13 protein-coding genes and 1 pseudogene are annotated in these 19,330 nt (G+C 52.6%); 6 read left to right on the top strand and 8 right to left on the bottom strand.

Annotation, left to right across the window (positions count from 1 at the left end; translation table 11 throughout):
* Position 1: 1 nt before the first annotated feature.
* From AUR65_RS18770 to AUR65_RS20490, 3 genes are read right to left on the bottom strand one after another with little or no spacing between them, the layout of a single operon-like run.
* Complete coding sequence (locus tag AUR65_RS18770; protein WP_058568624.1) at positions 2–601, bottom strand: DUF7680 family protein; 600 nt, start codon at positions 599–601, stop codon at positions 2–4.
* On the bottom strand, positions 598–3,840 hold the full coding sequence (locus AUR65_RS18765) for an ATP-binding protein (protein ID WP_233194430.1): 3,243 nt from the start codon (positions 3,838–3,840) through the stop codon (positions 598–600). The genes AUR65_RS18770 and AUR65_RS18765 overlap by 4 nt, the downstream gene beginning before the upstream one ends.
* Positions 3,837–3,965, bottom strand: coding sequence for a hypothetical protein (locus tag AUR65_RS20490; protein WP_269844102.1), 129 nt, complete (start codon positions 3,963–3,965; stop codon positions 3,837–3,839). Before AUR65_RS20490 ends, AUR65_RS18765 begins: the two co-directional genes overlap by 4 nt.
* Positions 3,966–4,121: 156 nt before the next feature.
* Between AUR65_RS20490 and AUR65_RS18760 the strand changes: the two are divergent.
* Together AUR65_RS18760 and AUR65_RS18755 are read left to right on the top strand one after the other, a co-directional pair.
* A pseudogene (locus AUR65_RS18760) lies at positions 4,122–4,286 on the top strand (transposase); the annotation flags it as partial.
* Positions 4,287–4,600: 314 nt separating this feature from the next.
* The gene (locus AUR65_RS18755) at positions 4,601–6,928 is read left to right on the top strand and encodes a DUF262 domain-containing protein (RefSeq protein WP_158250855.1); all 2,328 of its coding nucleotides are present in this window, start codon (positions 4,601–4,603) and stop codon (positions 6,926–6,928) included.
* A gap of 181 nt (positions 6,929–7,109) precedes the next feature.
* Here AUR65_RS18755 and AUR65_RS18750 read toward each other — a convergent pair whose 3' ends face one another.
* The 3 genes from AUR65_RS18750 to AUR65_RS19635 all read right to left on the bottom strand — a co-directional run bounded on the left by AUR65_RS18750 (position 7,110) and on the right by AUR65_RS19635 (position 10,222).
* A complete protein-coding gene (locus tag AUR65_RS18750) occupies positions 7,110–8,105 on the bottom strand; it encodes a tyrosine-type recombinase/integrase (RefSeq protein ID WP_084816533.1) in 996 nt (331 codons plus the stop codon).
* Complete coding sequence (locus tag AUR65_RS18745; RefSeq protein WP_058568622.1) at positions 8,102–8,626, bottom strand: hypothetical protein; 525 nt, start codon at positions 8,624–8,626, stop codon at positions 8,102–8,104. Before AUR65_RS18745 ends, AUR65_RS18750 begins: the two co-directional genes overlap by 4 nt.
* 495 nt (positions 8,627–9,121) lie before the next feature.
* A complete protein-coding gene (locus AUR65_RS19635; protein WP_146047449.1) occupies positions 9,122–10,222 on the bottom strand; it encodes a CRISPR-associated protein Cas4 in 1,101 nt (366 codons plus the stop codon).
* Positions 10,223–10,776: 554 nt separating this feature from the next.
* On the opposite strand from AUR65_RS19635, the gene AUR65_RS19630 reads away from it, so the two are divergent.
* Positions 10,777–11,880 carry a hypothetical protein gene (locus tag AUR65_RS19630; RefSeq protein WP_146047448.1) on the top strand — a complete coding sequence of 368 codons (1,104 nt, stop codon included), beginning with the start codon at positions 10,777–10,779 and terminating at the stop codon, positions 11,878–11,880.
* Positions 11,880–13,787 (top strand): hypothetical protein, encoded by a 1,908-nt coding sequence (locus tag AUR65_RS19625; RefSeq protein ID WP_146047447.1) that lies wholly within the window; start codon positions 11,880–11,882, stop codon positions 13,785–13,787. Before AUR65_RS19630 ends, AUR65_RS19625 begins: the two co-directional genes overlap by 1 nt.
* Positions 13,788–13,884: 97 nt before the next feature.
* Here the strand turns inward: AUR65_RS19625 and AUR65_RS18730 are convergent, their stop codons facing one another.
* Positions 13,885–14,670: a hypothetical protein gene (locus AUR65_RS18730; protein ID WP_058568619.1), complete on the bottom strand. Its 786-nt coding sequence runs from the start codon at positions 14,668–14,670 to the stop codon at positions 13,885–13,887.
* 12 nt (positions 14,671–14,682) lie between these two features.
* Positions 14,683–15,552 carry a hypothetical protein gene (locus AUR65_RS18725; protein WP_058568618.1) on the bottom strand — a complete coding sequence of 290 codons (870 nt, stop codon included), beginning with the start codon at positions 15,550–15,552 and terminating at the stop codon, positions 14,683–14,685.
* 161 nt (positions 15,553–15,713) lie between these two features.
* On the opposite strand from AUR65_RS18725, the gene AUR65_RS18720 reads away from it, so the two are divergent.
* The gene (locus AUR65_RS18720; RefSeq protein WP_058568617.1) at positions 15,714–17,102 is read left to right on the top strand and encodes a hypothetical protein; all 1,389 of its coding nucleotides are present in this window, start codon (positions 15,714–15,716) and stop codon (positions 17,100–17,102) included.
* The gene (locus AUR65_RS18715) at positions 17,099–18,517 is read left to right on the top strand and encodes an argonaute/piwi family protein (RefSeq protein ID WP_058568616.1); all 1,419 of its coding nucleotides are present in this window, start codon (positions 17,099–17,101) and stop codon (positions 18,515–18,517) included. The genes AUR65_RS18720 and AUR65_RS18715 overlap by 4 nt, the downstream gene beginning before the upstream one ends.
* Positions 18,518–19,330: the final 813 nt, after the last annotated feature.

Below are 19,330 nucleotides of genomic sequence, written 5' to 3'. Positions count from 1 at the left end.
GTTATTCGATGTGATTTGTGAGAAGCACGCGTAGCGACTGGACGCCGTTCGGGCTACTCGGGGACCGGCACTTCGCGTACCAGTAGTAGCATTCCTCGGTGCTCATTCGTGAGACACCCCGAACCAGTGCTCGGATACGGTCGACGCGCTGCATCTGTTTCACCCCGAGGAAGGCCAGAGACAAGCGAACTCCCGAGACTTCTGAGATGAACACTTCGCCTTCTCCGGTGGACGTGATTGGGTCGTGGGGTTGTTCTGCATCGTTCAGTGCTTCACGAACGACGGACAGCACTGCGTTGAGTCGGGCTCCGCGGAGCTGGCCGATCTTGATAGCATCCCAGTCGTCCCACGTGTACGTGCCTCCGTCCGGGAGGGACTGGAACGTCTCTTCGATCGGGGTGATGACGACGTGTCGTCCTACGCGTTCCAGCCGACGTCGGCGGGATTCGGCTTGCTCTCTCGGGAGGAGTTCGTAGAGCCGAATCACTGGGTCACCGTCTTCGACACGACGGGTGAGGCCGAACGTTGGGCGGCCACCGTACACGCTGGACCCGAATGCAAACGCCTGTGCTTCTTGGTCACGCTGAGTAGGAACGCTCATGCGTCGTCCTCCGTGTCGATGTCACCGCTTCCCTCTACTTGCAGCGTGACATCTGTCCCGCTGAGTTTGTCACGCAATACAGCCAAGACGTCCGTCTCGTCTTCGGTGCTAATCTCCTCGGGTGACGGGAGTGAGAGCGTGAACGTGAGGTCTACGTTCCGCTGGCCGCTTTTGTCGGCGAACCCTTCGAGACGCTGATTCAGCGTGTTGAACGACGCGAGCGACCCGTTGAAATTCGCTTTGAACTCGTCATCACCGCCACGAGCACGGTAGATCATCGAGACTGTGGTGTGGTCCGTGTAGTCGGAGAGCGTGGTCTGTGCGAGGAAGAACGCGTGTTTCAGCACCTCGTCACCACTCACCTCGATGGATACGGATTCGACCGTCGGAGTGGCGTTGTTCCCTGCTTTCGCGAGTGCCTCTTCTCGGACTTCACTGAACGCTCGCTTGGCACTGGCAGTGTTCGACGTGTGCGACCACGTTTCTACTGTGTCTCCGTCGTCGGTACCTCCCGTACCATCGTCCGTTCCACCGGTCTCGTCTGTCCCGCCGGTACTACCAGTCCCACCGCTCCCACCGGTCTCGTCATCGGTGCCGGTGGTGGGCGGGGTTATCGATTCCTGGTCGACGAGGGACTCGATGTCTTTGTACAGGTAATAGTCGTCCCCGATTCGGACATCGTTTGTTTTGATGGATGTTTTCACGTCTTCCGAGTCCGTGAGGGCGCCGTCGTGAGTCCAGTTATCTGGTTCCTCACTCCCCGTCCAGTACGCGGTCTGGGTCGTGTTGTCCCAGTAGACGTAGCCGGCTTCAGTGACCATCCGGCTGACCGTCTTCCGGAGGGGCTTCGTGCTGAAGAGGAACGGAAGACCCGGCTTCTTGGCGAACTGTTCTTTCAGCTGTTGGGTCGACATCCGGTTCTTCGCTGACTGCCAGAGTCGCTGCTTGAACCAGACCTCACCACGAGCGTCACTGTCGTCTCGGAGGATGCGGTCGTCGAGCGTAGCCTCAACCGCTTTCACGAATGAGGAGTCGCCATTCGCATCGACCGCTGTGATAGCGACATGCTCGAGGCCGCCTCGGTCGGGGTAGAACAGGTGCCGATAGACGTTCCGCACCTGTTCACCGAGAAGACCGCGGTGAGTTTTACGTCGCTCTCGGAGGTCCTCGAACTGATCGTCGGTGAGTTCGGCGCTCTTTTCGGAATCGTTCAGCAACCGCTCAATCCCTTCCATCCGCCGTGCTTTTTCGATGCCGGTGGATACGAGTTCAGCGTCCGGGACGAGGAAGAGTACGTAGTTCTTGTACTTCCGCGTCTGCGTCGGAGCGCCGTGACTGCTGGCGGTCTTGTTGTACAGCGTGTTGATTTTGCTCGGTATCTCTTCACCCCCGTCCGACACAGTGACTGAATCGAAGTGAGGGATGACGAGTGTTGGTTGGTCAGCGTTGTCGCTGACGTCTGCGGGCTCTTCAGGGAACGAGTCGTCTGGGTTGGTTGTAGGGACAGTCTGGAGACCTCCGGTTCCGATTTCTCGGCGGAGCCGCCCTTCGAATCGGTCTTTCGCCTCTTTCCGCGGCGTGTTGCGGGTGTACTGGTCGATAATGTAGAGTAGCTTGGCTTCGGATTTGAACTTGAGGCGGTCGCGGTCGTAGAGGTAGTAACACCCAGACTGAGGATCATTCCCGGTCAGGTTCTTCAGGGCGGAATCGTAGTGGTCGAAACTAATTCCGGGATGGGCTAACGCTTCGTAGAGTTCGTCGCGGGTTAGCCCGATTGCCCGTTCACCGACTGCGAGGCTATTCCACAGTGTTACGATGGTGATGTGGGAGCCGATAGCCGGGAGGTCTTTGTCGAGCCACCGTCCGTCCTCTCGCTGTCCGTGCGCGGTGCCGTCACTTGAATAGATGTCAGCAGAGACAGCTGCGCTGAGGTCAACTGCTTCGAACAGTGAGTCACTGAGCTTTGTCCGAATACTCCCACTCGGAGCGTCATCTGCCGGCGTGAGATCGTAGAGGCGGAGGAAGTGCCGGTCTTGGTTCTTCGACCCGTTCTCCCAGAGGTAGTAGATGCCTCGTGCGAGGAGGCGAAGCGCGTCACGAGTTTTCTGGAAGTCTTGGATGGAGTCGATTTTCTGCGTGAGAGTATCGACGATCGATGGGTGAAGGGGGTAGTCCGATTCCAACCGGTCACGGTAGGCGGGTTCCTGAACGTTTTGCGGGAGGCCTCGGTCTACGTCACGGTAGTATTCGTAGTAGGCGTCGGCGACGTTCTTTGATGCCTCCTGGTCTATCTCGTCGAAAAGCCTGTGTTGGAGGACTGAGCTGACTTCTGACGAGCCTGTCGGGGTGATGGTGCGACGCTGCCGTTGTTCGATGGAATCCAGTTCTTTGATTTCTCGCCGGATGGTTTCGGCTTCATCGGTGAACGCAGTGTCGGCGATACTGTAGACGATGTTGACGTGTGGGGTGCTTGAAGCCGTCTCCAGCAGCGATTTGACGAAGCTCAGAGTTTGGTTACTGAGGGTCGTATCGGTGACGCTGACACTGGATGCGTCCTCGAGGTACTGTGCCAGTTCGTCGATTAGGATGAGGACTGGGTCGTCGGAGAGTGCGAACAGGTCCTGAAGCGTGTTCTCACCGGGAGAGCTTCCTGTTTCGTCGTACTTTTCACGGATTTGTTCGTACCCTTCGTGTCCGTACAACTGGTAGGCGATTTCGCCCCACATCGTGTTAGTTTCGGGGGCGTCAGGGTCGTTGCTACACTTCGCGTTCTGCGCGTCAACGTAGCCACCAACGAACACTGCGGTTCGGGGAGAAAGACCGTCGGTGACGGCGTGCTCGTAGGCATCTGCTAGGTCTGGGTCTGCAAGATGGCGGTGGAGGTCGGAGATACCCGCCGGGTGTTTTGCGAGATGGTAGGACGCGATGAGGTCGTGAGTTTTCCCACCACCGAAGGTCGTGTCAAGACAGAGGATGCTAGCTTTGTATTCTGGGTCGCGTCCGGTGGTGTAGAGGAAGCGGCTGGTGAGTGTGGTGAGTAGTTCCTCAAGCCCTTCTGTGGGATAGGTGCTGTCAAAGAAGGTCGACGGGTCGCGATAGACTGAAGCAGCGCTATCTTCGTCGAATGCGACAGAGGCGAGGTTTGCAGCGAACTGATCTTCTCCGAGTTCGCCTTCGAGGACGTCGTCTCGAGGCTTGCAGGCGTCGAATACTGTTGGGTAGGTCTGTTGTTTACTCATTGATCGTTGCTCCGGCGTTCCTTGAGGAGCGATTTGATGACCGAGTCGAACGAGGAGTGGTCTTCCTCGTCTTTGATGTCTTCAAGTTGGTCTTTCGTCCAGTCGTTGACTTTGATTGTTGGCATGGGTGAGCGTTCCTTGGGGCATCCCCGTGTTCCCCGCGGTACATTCTTTCTACACTGACGGTATACCCAAGCGACACTTAAAGGTTAGCCAACAGATAAGTTTTAAAAACCGACCTAAACAGCTACCCCGACCAAACTCCCCGAAAGTGCTAGTGAGTCGATGAGCCTCGCTACCGTCAACGGTCGATGTGTGAGACCGTCTTCTCGTCGATTAAGCGCACGCACGGCGACGCTGTGCGAGCGCGAACGTGGTGCCGAGAATTTCGTGAACTCGTCGTAAAATGTGTCGTTCACAACATCAAGCGTGCCGCAACACAGTGAAATCAACCTCCATATGGCGATTCACCAGAGCCGGCGAGATTTTCTCCACGGCTCACTCCACCCCTGAGCGTTAGGCTCATGAAGAACTGTCTGGTCGGACTTCGACAGTCCCCACACTCCAGTAGATGCTACCACCGTCTCATGTTCGTGTGGTCGGTAGCACTAAATGTCGTGCAGATGACGACGGTTATGTGACAGAAAATCACGCAAACTTATATTCGAGATATATAAACTACGGTGACGATATTCTCGAGATTGACGAAGACGTCTCTTACGACCGCGTAATTCGTCGAACTGCGGGGGATGACTTCGAGATGAACAAACAGAAGCTTTGGAGTGTTCTCACCGATCAGAATTTCAATATACCAGACTATCAACGGACGTATTCTTGGGAGACGAAGCAACTCAAACAGTTTTGGTCAGACGTGGAAAAATTCGTCACTGCGGAACTCAATGACGAGAAGCAAGTCTCCGATGTCTTCTTCAGTTCAATGTACTTTGCCGTCCGTGGAAAGACGCGAGATTACGAGGTCATCGATGGACAACAGCGGCTCACGACTGTTCACATCCTATTTAAAGTCCTGAATGAGCACCTCCAAGCGATTGACCGCGATGAGATTTCGGACAACGCCCTTATCGAATTCAAACATCGCGGCGAGCGACAACTTGAGCACATCCTCTACGATCCCGGATCTATTTCCACCCCGTCCCCTCGGCTCACGCTGAACAAACACGACGAAGCGTTCTTCCAAGCGTTGATTCGAGACCCGAAGCAGAAAGTGGCCTACCTGACTGACACTGCTGACTTCGATATTCACGGAAACAATAGCAACGCAATCCAAGTCTCAACTTGTCTTGATCGGTTCGGTATCGATGACAACGAACTCAACGAACTGGACACTAGCGGCCTGAGACGGTCAGCGTTCTTCAAGTTATTCAGTTCTCATGATAGACTTCTGACCACATACGAATTCTTCCAAGAACGAATCAGTAAGCTTGTGGACGGCGCGGATGACGCCGATTCCGCTGTTCGAGCACTATTGAACGTAAGCAATTATATCCAGCACTCATACTACATCGGTGAGTACGTTATTCGAGATTCTGACTCCGACTTTCGTATGCAGATCTTCGAGGTCCTCAACAACAGAGGCGTCGATCTCGACGAGATTGATCGTATCAGGGCCGCAGTGGTAAACGCATTCTTCGATACCGACTATCAAGAGGAGTACGTTGACGAGAAGTGGGAACAGATTGTCGTTGAATTTGCGACGGATGAAGACCAGATTATCGAATACCTCTCTGTCTACTTGAGTATCGTTGACGACGCAATCGAACAAATCGGCGGTGCACGCAATAATCTCACCAATGCTTTCGCCACGCGTGCAATCGACTCCAAGGTGCGACCACGGCTCTACGATCTTGACGAAGCCAAGGAATTTGTGGGCGACGCGTATGAACTTGTGGAGTATTACCAACACATCACCGATCCTAATCTTGAAGCCGCCGATCTAAAACTCGCGGGACACCGAGAAGAGTGTCAAGACATTCTCCTCCGACTGAACAGCCAGCAAATGGATCAGTGGCGGCCACTCACATTAGCCCTCTACTACTACACCGACGCGTCGTCGGAGTCGCAAGCTGACCGTTTTTACCAATTTCTCGACACTGTCGAGAAGCTTAATTTCCGTCGGCTGCTGATGTCCGAACGCCCGAACATTTTCCAGAATGTCTTCATTGAGGCAGTCCACAATCTCGGTCTCTCGCCAAGTAGTGAGGATATCGTCAGTGATCCATACGCAGCATCAATAGAGTATCTCATCAACGAAACCCGATCGTCTAACGCTGAGCTGTTCGGTGAACAGTTCCTTGTGGGTCTCGCCCAGTCGAAACTCGGGAGTACGAGTACCGCGAAACTCCTCTTTAGGCGGATTACAAACAATCACTTCAAAAACGAAGACGAGTATGTTGAACGGCGGCTGAACGCTGACAACCTCCATCTAGAACATGTTCTCCCCCAGAAGCCCTTCTCAAGCTCGGGGGACGCGACATGGTTACGGGAGTTCTTCCGACTCAACCGAGACGACACCGAACTCACGTTGAGTATCCAGAACTACATTGATCTTGAACAGCGTGACAATCTTAACGAACAAGAAGCGCGGCTGAAAGAGAATATGTCGGAGTTCATCACGCAGCAGTTCATCAACGATATCGGGAACTTCCTACTGCTGCGAGGTAAGGACAATATTGGCGCAAGCAATAATCCCCTCGTCGAGAAACTCCCAAAGTATCACAAGAAGTCGAAAGACTTCGCCAGCATCTACCCGAACCGCTACTTCACCGCAGACGAGGGGCCAATTAATCGCACGAAGCTTGAGCGACTTCTACAATCTCACGAAGAACCGGACGGAGACGAGACAGTAACGATTGAAGAGGACCTGCGCGAATACTTCAACTCGTTCTGGACCTACGAGTCAATGAAAGATCGACGTGTGTCCATCTTGGTGGATATCCTTGAGACTCTCAACTTCGAATCCAGACCCGATGAGTTCGGTCTAGCCTCGGATCGAGAACGCGTGAAGCAAGAGCTTCAGGACATGACCGCTGACGAGTTCGAACGGCGGCTCTCTGTTCGCTCGCTCTAATCAGATCCGCTCGTCGCCGGGAATATCCACGCTAGTGGTATCCTTTGGGATATTTTCGTGGATAACTTCTCCTCCATCTGGGCTAATAGGTGTCCTCCTGTTTGCGGTGTCGGTGTGAATTCTGAGGGCTTCAACAGATTCTAAGAAGCCAGATAGCCCGATCAGATAACTCTAGAACTGGCTACCTCGGTGGAGTGAAGCGTCGTCTGATCTCCTTGAACGCGTTTTCTTCCGAGTGGGTGTAGTGTTGGGTAGTCTGTGGGGACGAATGATTAGCAACCAACTGGCGGTATGGTAGCGGCACCCCTGCATCGTCAAGCAACGTGAGAAATGTATGCCGTAGTGTGTGGGCGGTTACGCGCTTCCACTGTCGTTCTGTCTTGTCAGTATTGAGGACTCGTCTCTGAGCCTCTGTGAGTGCTGTGGTACCGATTACTCCTTGGATTCCAGCACTCTTCGCAGCACGGTCAATTATTTGATTTACTGCATTATTTGACTCCAGCTTTTCTGACCGACGGCCTGGAAACAAGTACGGGCTGTACTCAGAGATAGCGTAACCAGATCTCCCTTCTGTTATCCACAGCTTCAACTCATCAGCTAGCTCATCGCTCATCGGGACCGTGTACGGCTTCGAAAATTTCGGATGAGGTACCCGAATCTCACGCTGATTCAGGTCCACATCGTCGATTAGGATTGTCCGTAAGTCGGAATTCCGTAACCCCGTTTCCACACCAGTGATCACCAACAGCCGATTTCGATAGTCTTTGATCTCCCGGAACAGGAGACGCAACTCCCTCCGGCTCAGAGCCACTCGCTTGATTTCGGGTGGCGTATTGTACTGCTTCGTGTCGATAAGCTGTAAGCGCAGTGGATTGAGTTCTAGCTTATCACCGAAGTCGCTCCAGAGATGGATATATTTGTACAACCCATTGACAATACTCAACTTATTTTCTAGCGTTGAGATACGGTTCCCTCTCCGAACGCAGCCCTCAATGAACCTGTTGACGTCTCTGTAATCTGCGTCTAGAACTGACGTATCGTGGGACTCTAAGAACCGACAGTACTCTCGGAGTACTCCCTCATACTTCCGTCCAGTCTGCTCAGTGAGAATCAACCCGACATGATGCTCGAGGTACTCGTTCACAACATCGTCTGAAGTGGGAGAATCACTGGTCATTGGCTGTCCTCAGTAGCTCCGAGACTCCCGGACGATACCTCAAATGAAACCCCATCTGTCGTCTGGATAGCATGGGTTTCCCAGAGTCCCTCAAGTGCTCTCCGTACGCGAAGCGGCCTCATACCCAACTCCTCAATGATATCTTCCACTCCTAGCGGATCTTCGCTGTTAACGAGCAAATCAAAAACAATCCGGGCGTCCAGTGAGGGGAACGATTCGACCCCGTTCGCCTGCTGTTCCAGTTGATACAATAACCGCTTGATGGAATCGTTCAATCTCTTGGACTCCGCCGAAATTCGAATCGCCTGTTCCCGGACCTCTCCCACTTCCCGTTCTAAACGCTGCAAGGCTAGTCGGCCATCACCATCCAACGTCTTTTGATGATCCGAGATGGCCTGTCTCAAGAACAGACTGACATTTCCGCCGTAGCTCTCTGCGGCTGCCGATACGAGTTGTTCATCCAATGACTTGGTCAGAGTGAACTTCCGTCGGACTATCTCGGGCGAGTCAGTTTCGCTCATAGTGGGGCACCCAACAACTCCCGCGCAGGCACAAGCCTCCCTATCTCAACGAACAGTTCCCAGAGACGCTTCGCTGACCCTTCACACCCGGTGTGTAACTCACTCAGACGCTGCTCCCAGCCGTACAACGAGCTCTCATCGAAGTACATCCTTGCGAGGCTCGCTATTGCGATCCATCGAAAACCACGTAGCGTCGGGTATGATAGCGCTCGTGACTCGATGAATCTGGAGCGAAGCATAGAGACGGTCAACTCGGAAGGGAAAATGATGACTCGGTTTTTGTAGCGCCGTTCGTCGAGCTGGGCGTGAAGTGTGCATAAGGCGGCGGATTCGATTTCTGAGTCATCGTCGTGCTCAAATCGACGCATTCGAACAATCTTCTCGGTATTTGCGTCCGCCATCTCCCATCCGACTACACGCTTCGTCGATTCGTGGTGAGTGTGCTTCAGCGTCAAACAAATCTGTGACTCGCGGACAGGGCTGGGGTCGTATCCACTAGTCATGACTTCTCTCCGCCGCGAGCGACTTCTGGACCTCTGGTTCTGGATCTTGAAGGGAGGCGCAGACACCTCTCTCCCGACAGTGAGGACACTGCTGCATTGTCTGGCCAGTTGGGTGTGAGTCGTAGGGGGTCGTCGAAGGACAGGCCTCACATACCCAGTCGTGTACTTGAAATTCGTCAGTCAGGTCAGGGAACACGGTAGCCAGCGAGGGAAGCAATTTGTAGTTAGGATTCGCCCGCAGGTACTCGACGATCCGTTCTTCTGGATAATCGATGCCAGGAAGAATTCCATCTGGGCCGAGATCTTTGTGGTGGGTTTCATCACTCTGTCCACACCGGTGGCGGTAAGAACAGAATTCGCACTCCCATGGGAATTCTGGCGCTGCGGGAGGCAATTCTTCGTTGAGTCTGTACTCCGTGTGCGATTCAGCCCACCTGATGACGAGCTCATCCCATCGTTTCGAGTCGAACCGGATGAAGAAGGGTTTGATCGATAGATTGGTCCGGTCGCCGTAGATGACAAGCCCTTCGCGGACTTCAGTCTCCCACTCCCGTGAGAGACCTTCCATATAGGCGAATAGCTGTGCTACATGGTGTTCGTTGGGCGCTGTCAGATGGTCGACTGAACGTTTTGTTTTGATTTCCGTTAGCAGTAGTGGCCGACTCTCTGAATCCACGATTACAGGGTCCGTTTCACCTCGAATACGGATGTCACCGTGTTCCGTATCCAGTGTATAGTCTACCCACATGGAATTCCGCACGTATCCCTGACCGCGGACAACCGCTTCGAGATACGGCATTGCAACCTCCTCCTCGAACTTGGTCCCAGTCCAGAAGATGCCATCTGGGCTCTCTCTTTCGTCCGGAGCATTGAGTTGCCGGTAGTAGATTTTCCGGTGGCACTGATTCAGTTGACTTGGGTTGTGCTGCTTCGCTGGCTTCACCGGAGGTGGGGTATTGAAGTAGGGTTTCCCAGTTCGGATGTTTTCCCTGAACTCCCGCTCATTTTGCCAGTCGTCGAAATGGCCTGTTCCGACGGTATCGACGACAAATTCGACAACTGAGTTCCCTTCCGGACTGAAATTCGAGTTCATATCTGTTACCCCGATACGTCGGGGAGAGAAATAAAAATATGCATATTCGTAATTTCCAGAATACTATTGTGCATTTACTGATGTGAGAACGGCGTATCTTTACGTATGGTCAGGGAACCGCCAAGATATGCGACCCCGAATCGACTGGATGACTCGAGCTGACGACGCTATACTCGAGTTACTCAGCGAGGCGGGAATTGCTGCTAACCCGAGTACGATTGCATTCAATATCGACTACAACAATCGGTACATCTCCCAGCGGTGCAGGATTCTCTCAGAGAATGGGCTAGTTGAACGGGTACACGATACGAAAGCCATGTACCGAATCACCGAACTAGGAGAGAGGTATCTAGCGGGGGATCTTTCTAAAGTGGACTTGGAGTAAACTTGTTCATCTATACTTGCCAGAACTACTCTATTCATATCATTTCCAGAGTCTGTGGTAAATGTACTGCTGCATGTCTCGCACCGAAGTTGCATGGTTCTCATTTTATCTCATTTGACAATTGAATGGGGGATACATTTTAGTGACAAGATGAGATTTCAATTATTGAATGGTCACAGTCACTGAATTTGCCGAATATAATTGTCTCACCGGGTCGGAAGACAATCAATCAGTTGACGAAATTGTGCATCTTGATAAGTCGAAATTGAAGGATGTCGATGTCTCTGATGCCGAGAGCGATATAGAACAAAGCGAGATCTTGTCACGGCTAGCGGGAACACTGTCAAGATTAAGGACTAAGAAGTTTCATACGGCCGAGAATTCACGAGCCCGCATTCACAGCCTTGAATCGGTGACTGAAAACGGTGAGGGCTCTGATGACGATGCACAAGAAAACAATAAACACCCGTTGAAACAGGTATATACCAGCGATTCATTTGCTGACGCTGCCGAAGCATTGGCGACGCGATATTCTGAGACCAATTTCGCGTTGGACGCAGTACTGTTCTTTTTTCGCTTCGAATCACAGGGTCTTGATGAAACTCGAATCGCCGTAATTCAGGAAATCCACCTTTCGGATGCGTATCGGCCGAGCGCAGATGATATCTTAGATCCAGCGGAACAGGTGGTCCGGCAGCGAATGGAGAAAGGCCTGGTATATCCAGCACGGGCGCTCCGGGAACCGGATGACGAAGATATTGAGGAAGAGATCTATCTTAACGAGGACCGTGCGGCAGTCTACCAACGGAGCCATGCGAACTATTGGAGTACATTCGCCCAGTTAGAAACAGAATTGAAGGCAAATGAAATTCTCTGGAAAGGCGACAGCAATGATGAGAGTGCGGATGATGCAGGCCGGTTAGACGAGGTGAAACAAGCTCGAGATGACGTATCTGAGCTTCAATCTGTAGACGAACTTCCAGACGTATACACTGACTTGTCTGATTTAGAAGTTACAGTCACTCCGGGCGGAGAAAAATCTGTTATCGGATTCACGATCGAAGAAATCACAGATAGAGATGGGATCCACTTAGTCCGTGACAGCGGTGGTCGACACCATGTCATCATAACCAAAGGTCGTCCTAAAATCATCCATGTGAACGAAAGCGACGCGCTTGAAACCGATGACGAGGATATTGACCTGTTCCCAGATCTTGACGAGTACGACTCACCCGATGATGTTCCAGGCCTTGCGGACGAGAACAATCAATAATGGATTCTACTGCGGTCAGACTTCTCGAAGAAGCTCCATCATATCTGGATTCAGAGACAAATGCGGTCATACGAATTGAGACCGAATCCGAATTGACTCCCGAAGTGGAGGAATTTCTTAGAGATTTGGCCACAACCTGTGCCGTGTACCCATCTTGGTTCGCTCCCGGCGGTACCGTCACAGCAACTCGATCGAATATCGAGCTTGAACTCGGGACTGCTGGTATTGATATCCGTTCGTCAGATGGACTTCCGGGCGATTCAGTACAATACCAGCCTTTCTCCGGCGGTTCGGAGGACCAAGACAGAGTATCATCACTTATTGATGACTTCACCAACGCAGTGCATACCGGCGAATCCATCGATATCGAATGTGTGTTAGCAAAGCGACATCTCCACGAGTCTGTTGAGACTATTCACGATCTTGCTGCTGAACCCCACGTGTGGACCTCCAGAGAGCTCTTGACTGATTGGTTGGAATCTACGAACCCGGAGCACATCGAAGATCAGTACGTCGACTCGGAACAGCCACACTTGCTGTTCATCGGTAACGAAGATATTGACTTCACCGAGTCGTCTTGGATTGCCCTTGCTCCTTTATCAGATGTAAACACGGTTTGTGACGAGTATACCCGACCGAACAATCCAATAATTGAAATGGCAAATTACGTACATAACTGGGCAGACGATGGGTTCAATCAGTCACAGCACCCGTTATTATTTAATAGCCAACTAGTTCGTGACCTATTCTCCACCACCTTTTTACACACGGCATTCAGGGCGCTGTCAGATGAACCACCCACGCAACACAATCCCCAAAAATGGACGTACAAGATTTCAAACCAGGATCCACCACTCACATCGGTTATCGATTATACTGAGTATACACCACAGCCAGACCAATTATCAGCGACATATCAATTGATCTGTGGATTCCATAACGTTCCGACAAAGAACCTACAAAAGTACTGGTTGCAAGCCATTTCTCGGAGTTGTAACTCGTATGATGAAGTTCCAAACAATCGCACTCAAATTGAGACCTATTTCGATATACTTGAAGAAGGTGCACTGCAAGACACATTAGCTGAAGCAACCAAGACAGCCGACAAACTGTACGAATTGGTTGATGCACTTCGAGAGGACCTAACAGACCTCACTCAGTCAGTTACAAACCAGGTCAAAACAATCATTTATGGGCTTGTCGCAGCCGTCATCACCAACACATTTCTGATCATCCGGTGGGCAAACATCAGCCAGACCCTACCATTCTCTCTCTTCATTATCTCGGTCGGCTTACTTGCTTATTTCCCAATCTCGGCTGCACAATTAAAAGACACAGACAAAAATATCAACCAAAGCATCTCCAACTTCCGATCAACGTACAAGAAAATATACGACACCTCCCGCGCGGGTCTTGACGAATATGAACTAGCAGATAATGAACAGGAGCTCATACACGCAACAATCCGTACCAGTCTCCAAGACGGAGCCTGTGGGTCGCAAAGCTTATTGAAAGAACTCCAATGGCTCTGCTCACCAACAGACACTCATCAAAATCCTCCCTCAACAGACGCCACTCATATCGAACAAAAAAATGCAGCCGTAACTGCCGCCCAGGCTCGTGTCACTTGGTCAATCAAGTACCTTCACCGACTTTACGTAATCCTCGCACTCGGTTGGCTTGCCGTCGCATCCTTGTCACTCGTCGCATATTCCCCATCGGCTCCCCCGTACATCGGTGCTGCTCTCTCCGCTATACCAGCCAGTGCACTCCTCATACGAGACTCACATCAGTACTCAAGTACTGTTCCCCTTGCACGCCGTACCGCCACTGTTGTGCTCACAATTCTTTTAGGTATATCCTCACTTGGGATCATTCAAGCTATCATATTACTCGTATGTCGATAAACAACCACAATTAACGTCTATTGGGTTAGTTGTTTCAATTTAGGGGATTCATATTGTACAAAAATATTCCACACATAGCCCGTACGCAGTTTGCCGGCTACTCTGTTTGATCGTACAAATCCAGTGAAGCGGTCGGAGATTCTTCTCCTGCGAAAGTCTCCAGCAAGTACAGCACGCTGAATCCGAGGTTCTCGTGAATCCAATCTTGGTTCGAGTAGATATCCGTGAAGTCGCCGGTTACGAAGTGACTGACACCAACTTCTTCTTTCAGGAATATTGCATCGCACAACAGCGCGATATCGGCATTGTTCCTCATTCGTACTGGCCACTCCTTCAGTCGCCTCTCGACATCCGGGTACTCCCGGTCACGCATCGGCTCCAGATATACGCGAGCCTCAATCAGATCTTTATGTTTGATGGACCTCTCCATCAAGACATCTTTCAGCTTTCTAGCGGCCCCACGAGCAGTCCGCCGGGAAATCTCTCCTTCTCTCTCGAAGTGCCATTCAAAGTACTTCTGGAGCCGTGGCCGGACTTCCTTCTCCTCGGACTCTTTCATATCGAAGCGGTCGACGTACTCGTCCACCACCGTCTCAATATTGAGCTCATCGTCACGGTAGGTCTGTAGCTTCTTCCCGAACTGCCGCAGCTTCAATCGGAGCTTTGCGCGTTTCTCCCCGTATAGCCCTTCGTCCCGTTCGAGTCGGATGTCAGCGCTCCGTCGACTGTTGTGTTCGGTACTTGAACAGTATTCGTAGACTGCGTTCTTTCCGGTATAGATTGTGTTGTCGGTGTCGAACAGACGTTTGGCGTCGGGGTACCACCGGTCGTTAAGGAAAGTGAGTCCGAGCAAGCAGTTGGTGTCTACGAAGTACCGAGTCATAGGGAATAGTAGTTAAGGAGCGGTTGAGAGTCCGAGAAGGGCGATTGCAACTCCATCAGCAGCCTCCGATACTACATCGTTTTCTTCCAAGTCCGTGCGTAGACGGGATCGTTCTCGTTCGATAAGCTGGAGTTCTTTCCGGATATCGTCTTGTCGGCCTTCGAGATCTTGAGTGTCGAGTTCCTCAGCAATTTCTTCCGGAGCCAGGCCCGTGTTTTCGCGTTGGGCTAAGTCGATGCAAAAGATGGTCCAGAACAGGTCAGAGACTTTCAAGGCCTTTTGAGGCCTGTACTCTTCCGCGTCGAGCTCAGCGCTTAGAACCGAGTACCAGAGATCGAGGTCCCGCTCAATCCAAGGGTAGTCGTCGACTGGGAAGGTGTCGATAATATCGAAGACTGTATCGACGACTGCTTCCTGGCTGGAGTCTACTTCAGGATAATCAGGTTTGTCGTCGATAGCGTCACTGAGTTGTTTGTCGAGTCTCCGGTAGTGGCGCTGGACGTCGTAAGGCGCGTCCTCGTACATCTCATCGGTCAGTCCCTCCGTGTTTTGTTCATACAGCCTGTTGAGTGCCCGGGAGAGTGCGAGACGAGCCTTTGTTTCTTCTTCTTGGGGAAGAGTGACCTGGGCAGCTGAAAGGCTGCAACGGACTTCTCGGGGGGCCTCACTCCAGTCTATTGTGACTGGAGAGCCTCCAGTCTTCACCATTGTTCCGAACTTGTACCAGAAATGTTGGATATCTGTATCCAACTCAACGTCAGAAAGCTCCTTGTCAGCAAAGTAGAGCAGTTTGTAGAAGGTTTTCGGGCGTAGAGGGTTTGAGTAGAATCTCTCGTCCAAGAGAAGGGCAGTTACCTCCCCTACGCTCAGTGTAGAGGTCATGCTACCTAAAGTATCAACGGCCCATCTAATTATTGTGTTGAAAAAGGTGAATCTGAATCGTACAACTCCAGAACTACATCTGGGCATTCTGTTCCCTGTCCGGGTATTGACTGTTCATTTCGACGAAATGATTTAGGAACTGTATTGTGAGGTTCAATATAGTGGCACTCACCAACCTCCTAGGAGAACGCGAAGCCCTCGCGAAAAATTCGGAGATCTACGGTGACAAGGTCCAGGAGTACATGGAGGCGATGGGGTACTACATCACGGAAACATCGCCCACCCATGGCGGGCTTGTCGACCAGAAATACGAACTCCCAGAGATCAGGGGTGACCGGGAGGTCTGGGTCGAGCTCAAGTGGACAGACCAGCGCCGTCACGGGAAGAAATTCCTCGAGGAGATGGGGAAGTACTTTCTCCACTACATGGACCGGTCCCCTGAGAAACGGTTCGACGTGGCCATCTTCGGGCGGAATCTCGAGAACTTCAAAGAGTGGCGGAAGATCTTCGACGTCACCAAGCAGACCGACGAGGCAATCCAGGAGTTCTACGACCGGGTCTGCGAGAACGACAAGCTCTCGGACGACCATCGAAGGAAGATTAAGAGCTATCCGATGGACGATTTCGAGGAGTTCCTGAGTGACACCCACGTCTACCAGGCCGACTACGACTCGCTCTTGATGAAGATTGAGGAGTTCGAGAAAGACGACCGGTTCAAACCCGACTTCTTCCAGCGCGAAGCCGAACCCATCACCGACAGGTCAGAGCTGACCACCAACCTCGTCGAGATAACAGAGTACCCTGAAACGCTGTATATCGGAGACCAGGTGGAGGGCGCGACACAAGAGGTCGCATTCAAGCTAAGCCCATTCACGGTACCGACGTGGTTCAGGTCGAACAAGGTGTATAGCCTGTTGCCGCCGGAGGAAATGCCGAGAGCGGTCAAACAGTTCATTGACCCGGACACGGTCGAGGAGACCGGGTTCCGGTCGTGGGTAGAAGCCGACCAAGGGAACGCCGATATTGGGAAACGGCTGATCCGGGCCGTTGTCCTCTCCAAGGGAGAAGACCGTGGCTGCATCGCGATAAACTATCGTAGCGACTACCACCTCTACTTCCCACACGAAGACCCCGAAGCGGAGGTCCGGAAAGAAGAGGGGCGACAGGTCACAAAACACTACGATGAGGCCGAATCACCCTTCTTCCGCCACCACTCACTCCGTATCGGCATCCTCGAATACTCGGGACAGTACTTCCTCACCCTGAAACCAGCTATCCTGTTCACCACCAACGGGAAAGAAAACCGGATCACCGGGGAACAAGCCAAACCGTTACACGACAGGTTCAGCCCTAGCCGACACGGGAACAACCGGAAAACACGGAGCCGGATCAACCACTGGTGGAAAATCCTGGACTACAGCGACCCCAAACAGGACGATCTGGACATCGGGACAGAACCCGTGATGCTCGAAGTCAACAAAAGACCACCCCAAGACACCGACGAACGGGACGGCAGTATGCAGAACAAGTGGCTGGGGGAGTTCCAATGACCGGTTTCACCGCTGAGGTTCTCGACGAACCCGGCTTGATGTTCGCCGACAGCGAGGAAGCTACCGATCCCCGAGTTGGGCTGATGAAATACGGGCCGAGAACACCGTCCGGCAAATCCGAGCACCAGGTTATCAACATCGGGTACATCGGGTCCGGTCGGTCTCTCGGCGGCCTTGAGAAACTGTTTAGCGACATGGAGCTGGCGATCACCGCGGACGAAGACCAGTCGAAGCGGTGGAAACCTCCGTTCCCTGGCCTCGGTGAACGGTCACCGCTGAACTTCACGTTCAACACGCAGAAGCGGTGGCGGCAGACGATTACTCGAGGCGAGATACGGGACTTGAAACAGATCCGCAGCCGGGAAGACCGATTGGAAGAGGCCGTCGAGATAATCAAGATCAACCTCGAAGTCCTGTACGCCACGGAGACGCCGCCTGACGTCGTGTTCATCGCGATTCCTGAAGCGATGTGGGACGCCTGCACTCCATCCCACCAAGACCATGCCCGGATGCAGTCAGAAACCAGTGACTTCCACAACCGGATCAAGCTACTAGGGATGGAAGTCGGGTTGCCGACGCAGCTGATACAACCGAAGACCCTCCGCGGTGAGGATGTCCAAGACAAATCCGAGATAGCATGGAACATCGCGGTCGGGACACTCTACAAGGCGCAACGAGGCCATCCTTGGAAGCTAACCGAGTTGGAGGATGGGACGTGCTTTGCTGGAATTTCCTTCTACAAGGAACGAGGTGGGGACAAATCACGAACTCGGACTGCGATGGCTCAAGTATTCCTTGAGACTGGTGAGAACTTCATCCTTCGAGGCGATCCCGTCGAAGGAGAAAAACACGGCCCAGGAAACAATCATCTCGCAGAGGAAGACGCCGAACAGCTAGTCAAAAAAATTCTCAGGCATTACCGTAGCCACAAGAAGACAGAACCACGACGGTTGGTTCTTCACAAGCGGTCGGAATTCTGGGAAGACGAGCGTGAGGGTTTCATCAAAGGTGCGGGGAACATCGAGTTGATGGACTTCGTCACGGTGCGAGAACGACACTCAGTTCGGGCCTTGAGTTCCGGGATCTACCCGCCGCTGCGAGGCACTATGCTCTCTGCCCCTGACAACGAGGTGCATTACCTATATACGAAGGGATACATCCCCGCACTGTCGACGTATCCGGCTTCGAATATCCCGGAGCCAATCGTAGTTAAGCCAGACCCAGAGGTAAGCGATTCTGCTCCGCAGAAGGTGTGCCGTGAAATGTTGGCGTTCACGAAGTTGGATTGGAATACTTCTGACTTCTGCACGAAGCTTCCAGTCACGATTGGGATCTCGGATGCTGTGGGGAACATACTTGCTGAGGCCGAAGCTCAGAACACCCGCCTAGATATCCATTACTACCACTATATGTGAGAATCCGAGAGCGGTAGTCTATCTCTGCTGGGGACAGGTAGACCGCCGCCCTGCGAGTGCCCTCTCTTAGATAATCCCACGACGGGGTGCGTCCCGAAGTAAATTATATTGGGTTCGAATCATCAGACTTCTGTTATCATTGTCATCGACATAGAGGGGCTGAGCACCACTCGGCACGATGCCGTGCGCAGCAATCTTTACAACACTTGCCGGGAAATGACCCTCTCAGGTAGCCAAGAGCACGTCTCGGTTGTCACCATGTGCTGCTGAAGACGACTCGCCTCATAACCGGGTGGTCATGGGTTCGAACCCCATAGGGCCCATACGTTCTTCATACGGACCCGAGCCTACAGCGTATCGGCCGATTCTGTACGATACCGGCTCTGATTCGGGTATCCGAGACGCGACCGTCCGCCCCGACAGATTGGATTCGAACACGTTTCTTGATGGTCCCCGCCGCCGTCCCGCGGTCTGTAGAGCCGACGGGAGTAGCTCGGCGACTCCGTGCGAATCTCGTTGTCGAGCCGTTCTAGCACCGCCTGTCTGTCGGCGACCGAGCCAACGGGTGGAACGTTCGTCTCGCCCCCTCACGAGACGCGCGCCGACCATTCGGAAATATCATAACGGATGTGATATATCGCGACCGTTGCTCGCCGGCGAATGGCCTCGGCCCGTTACGCCGTGTGTCCTTCTCACACGCATCATTCATCGTTTTAGAAGCAATCAGCCCATTTCGACAAACGATGTTTTAGGCTATACGAAAAATTGTTCGTTCTCGGATAAGTATTAAGTGCTCGCAGTCCCAACTACCAG

It is taken from the genome of Haloferax marisrubri (genome assembly GCF_001469875.2).
Taxonomy (GTDB): domain Archaea; phylum Halobacteriota; class Halobacteria; order Halobacteriales; family Haloferacaceae; genus Haloferax; species Haloferax marisrubri.
This window is presented reverse-complemented; position numbering and strand designations above follow the sequence as displayed.

Excerpts from the sequence above, each read along its gene's own strand:
- AUR65_RS18770 (WP_058568624.1), bottom strand. The coding sequence starts at position 601 with ATGAGCGTTCCTACTCAGCGTGACCAAGAAGCACAGGCGTTTGCATTC.
- AUR65_RS18765 (WP_233194430.1), bottom strand. The coding sequence starts at position 3,840 with ATGAGTAAACAACAGACCTACCCAACAGTATTCGACGCCTGCAAGCCT.
- AUR65_RS20490 (WP_269844102.1), bottom strand. The coding sequence starts at position 3,965 with ATGCCAACAATCAAAGTCAACGACTGGACGAAAGACCAACTTGAAGAC.
- AUR65_RS18755 (WP_158250855.1), top strand. The coding sequence starts at position 4,601 with ATGAACAAACAGAAGCTTTGGAGTGTTCTCACCGATCAGAATTTCAAT.
- AUR65_RS18750 (WP_084816533.1), bottom strand. The coding sequence starts at position 8,105 with ATGACCAGTGATTCTCCCACTTCAGACGATGTTGTGAACGAGTACCTC.
- AUR65_RS18745 (WP_058568622.1), bottom strand. The coding sequence starts at position 8,626 with ATGAGCGAAACTGACTCGCCCGAGATAGTCCGACGGAAGTTCACTCTG.
- AUR65_RS19635 (WP_146047449.1), bottom strand. The coding sequence starts at position 10,222 with ATGAACTCGAATTTCAGTCCGGAAGGGAACTCAGTTGTCGAATTTGTC.
- AUR65_RS19630 (WP_146047448.1), top strand. The coding sequence starts at position 10,777 with ATGGTCACAGTCACTGAATTTGCCGAATATAATTGTCTCACCGGGTCG.
- AUR65_RS19625 (WP_146047447.1), top strand. The coding sequence starts at position 11,880 with ATGGATTCTACTGCGGTCAGACTTCTCGAAGAAGCTCCATCATATCTG.
- AUR65_RS18730 (WP_058568619.1), bottom strand. The coding sequence starts at position 14,670 with ATGACTCGGTACTTCGTAGACACCAACTGCTTGCTCGGACTCACTTTC.
- AUR65_RS18725 (WP_058568618.1), bottom strand. The coding sequence starts at position 15,552 with ATGACCTCTACACTGAGCGTAGGGGAGGTAACTGCCCTTCTCTTGGAC.
- AUR65_RS18715 (WP_058568616.1), top strand. The coding sequence starts at position 17,099 with ATGACCGGTTTCACCGCTGAGGTTCTCGACGAACCCGGCTTGATGTTC.